Source organism: Ideonella sp. P3_A4, from assembly GCF_056403075.1.
On sequence record NZ_JBFUGE010000734.1, the window covers coordinates 1 to 2,696 of the forward strand.

The window sequence follows — 2,696 nt, forward strand, 5'->3', positions numbered from 1 at the left end:
GGGGAAACGATTGGCCAGCTGGTTGCCCAGAATCTCGACCTGCGAACTCTGCCCCAGCTTCTTCTCGATGCGAATGGCCAGCCACAAGGTCTGTGCATTCACCAGATCGTCGACCGCGTTGACGCGCCGCACGTAGAAGCGCGCGCGCTCGAACTCGCCGCGCCGCAACAGCACTTCGGACAGGTTCAGCGCGGTGGTGGGGTTGGCCGGGTCCAGCTCGTAGGCGCGCTGCAGCGAGCGCTCGGCCTCGGCCAGGTTGTTGTTGCGGGCGTAGCAAACGCCCAGCGCCAGGTTGGTGCGGATCAGGTCGCGGTAGTTCGGCACCGCCAGCGCCGCTGTGAACTGGGACTCGGCATCGGCAAAGCGACGCTGCTGGCACAGGAACCAGCCGAAGTTGTGCATCGTGTCCGCGTCTTGCGGGTTGATCTGCAGGGCGTGGCGGAAGCTGTCTTCCGCCAGCGCCGGCTCGCCCATGTTGGCGTAGATCAGCCCGCGCATGTTGTAGGCGTCCGCCATGTCAGGCTTGGCCTGCAGCGCCATCTTGACCTCATCGAGCGCCGTGTTCGATTGGCCGCGGCTGAAGTAGGCCGCCGCCAGCTCCATCCGCACGCGCGCGCGTCGGTCGGCATCGGACGTGTCCGAGTCGGTTTGAACATCCCCGGGCGCCAGCTTGGCGACACCCTTGTTGCCACCGGCCGGTGCCGCGCAACCCTGCAGCACACTCAGCACAGCCGACAGGCCGATGCTTGCCACCAGCCACCATGCGCGGGTGGGCCCGCAATGCTTGGACGTCAATGCAGTGTCTCCTTCGGCAGCGAGGGCCTGGTTGTCAACGGGTCTTCGGGGGGCTGTCGGGGCGAGCCACCACCACCCGCACCGGCAATCGCTTCATGCGCTGCGCCGCGCGGGTGCGGTCTTGTACCTCACCGGCAAGCTGGCCGCAGGCGGCATCGATGTCGTCGCCGCGGGTCTTGCGGATCGTCGTCACCACGCCGGCGTCCTGCAACACCTTGCCAAAAGCCTGCACGCGCGGCCGCGGCGAGCGCAGCAGGCCAGATTCGGGGAACGGGTTGAACGGGATCAGGTTGAACTTGCAGGGCACGCGCTCGTCGCCGCCGGCGCCGCGGCCGCTGACCAATGCCAGCAGCTCGCGCGCCTGGTCGTCGCTGTCGTTGACGCCGTCGAGCATGCAGTACTCGAAGGTGATGAAGTCGCGTGGAGCGGCTTCAAGGTAGCGGCGGCAAGCCGCCATCAGCTCGACCAGCGGGTACTTCTTGTTCAGCGGCACGAGGTCATCGCGCAGCGGGTCGGTCGGTGCGTGCAGCGACACGGCCAGCGCCACCGGACAGTCTTCGCGCAGCCGGTCCATCATCGGCACGACGCCCGAGGTGGAGACGGTGACGCGCCGGCGCGACAGGCCATAGCCGTGGTCGTCCAGCATCACCTTCAATGCCGGCACGAGGGCGCTGTAGTTTTGCAGCGGCTCACCCATGCCCATCATCACCACGTTGGTGATGGCGCGTTCGCCGGGTGCGAGCTTCAGGCGCTGGCGCAGGTGGTGCTCGGCATACCAGAGCTGGGCCAGGATCTCGCCCGTCGTCAGGTTGCGCGAAAAACCTTGGTGGCCGGTGGAGCAGAAGCGGCAGCCGACCGCGCAGCCCGCCTGCGACGAGATGCACAGCGTGCCGCGGTCGTCTTCGGGGATGAAGACGGTCTCGACCGCGTCGCCGCCGCCGACGTCGAACAGCCACTTGATCGTGCCGTCTGTCGAGGCTTGCTCAGTGGCGACCGGCAACAGCTTGACCTCGGCCGCGCCGGCGAGCTTGTCGCGCAGCGATTTGGCCAGGTCGGTCATGGCGCCGAAATCGGCAGCGCCCTTCTGGTGGATCCAGCGAAAGAGCTGGGTGGCGCGAAAACGCTTCTCGCCCAGGCCTTCGCAGTAGGCGGCCAAGCCGTCCAGGTCGAAGTCAAGTAAGTTGACTGGCGCCCCTAGACCGGCGGGTACGCCGGTCGATCCCCCGAGGGGATGCGGACCGGCTTGGGAGCGGCCCTGCGCTCGGTCCGAGTGACTCATGGTCGACCTTGGCCGCCCGCGCCTATCAGCGCGAGTGGATGTTCATGCCCGGGAAGAAGAACGCGATCTCGACCGCAGCGGTCTCGGCGGCGTCCGAGYCGTGCACGGCGTTGGCGTCGATCGAGTCGGCGAAGTCGGCGCGGATGGTGCCCTTGTCGGCCTTTTTCGGGTCGGTGGCGCCCATCAGGTCGCGGTTCTTCAGGATCGCGCCTTCGCCTTCCAGCGCCTGCACCATCACGGGACCGGAGATCATGAAGCTGACCAGGTCGTTGAAGAACGGGCGGGCCTTGTGCACGGCGTAGAAGGCTTCAGCATCGGCACGCGACAGATGCATCATGCGGGCGGCGATGACCTTCAGGCCGGCGCCTTCGAAACGGGCGTAGATCTGGCCGATCACGTTCTTCGCGACGGCGTCGGGCTTGATGATCGAGAGGGTGCGTTCGATGGCCATGACTTGTTCCTGAACTTTCTTGGGTTGAATCTTTGACCGGCCTTTTGGTTATTTCGGGCCGGTGGGTGCGTGAGCAAAGCCTCGAATTCTAGCCTTGCCCGTTGACGGATCTTGCTAGGTAAACAGGCTGTTGCGAGTCAACGGCGGCCACCTCGGCGCCCACCCTTGCCG

The 2,696-nt window shown here is 66.3% G+C and carries 2 protein-coding genes and 1 pseudogene; all 3 read right to left on the reverse strand.

The window, feature by feature from the left end; translation table 11 throughout:
- Positions 1-795 (reverse strand): type IV pilus biogenesis/stability protein PilW (pilW, locus tag AC1DYI_RS31940; protein ID WP_477208135.1); only part of this gene is annotated, 795 nt, incomplete at its 3' end.
- 34 nt (positions 796-829) lie between these two features.
- Positions 830-1,978 (reverse strand): annotated as a pseudogene (gene rlmN, locus AC1DYI_RS31945) (dual-specificity RNA methyltransferase RlmN); the annotation flags it as partial.
- Between the two features lie 121 nt (positions 1,979-2,099).
- The gene (ndk, locus tag AC1DYI_RS31950; RefSeq protein ID WP_477208136.1) at positions 2,100-2,525 is read right to left on the reverse strand and encodes a nucleoside-diphosphate kinase; all 426 of its coding nucleotides are present in this window, start codon (positions 2,523-2,525) and stop codon (positions 2,100-2,102) included.
- Between the last annotated feature and the right edge of the window lie 171 nt (positions 2,526-2,696).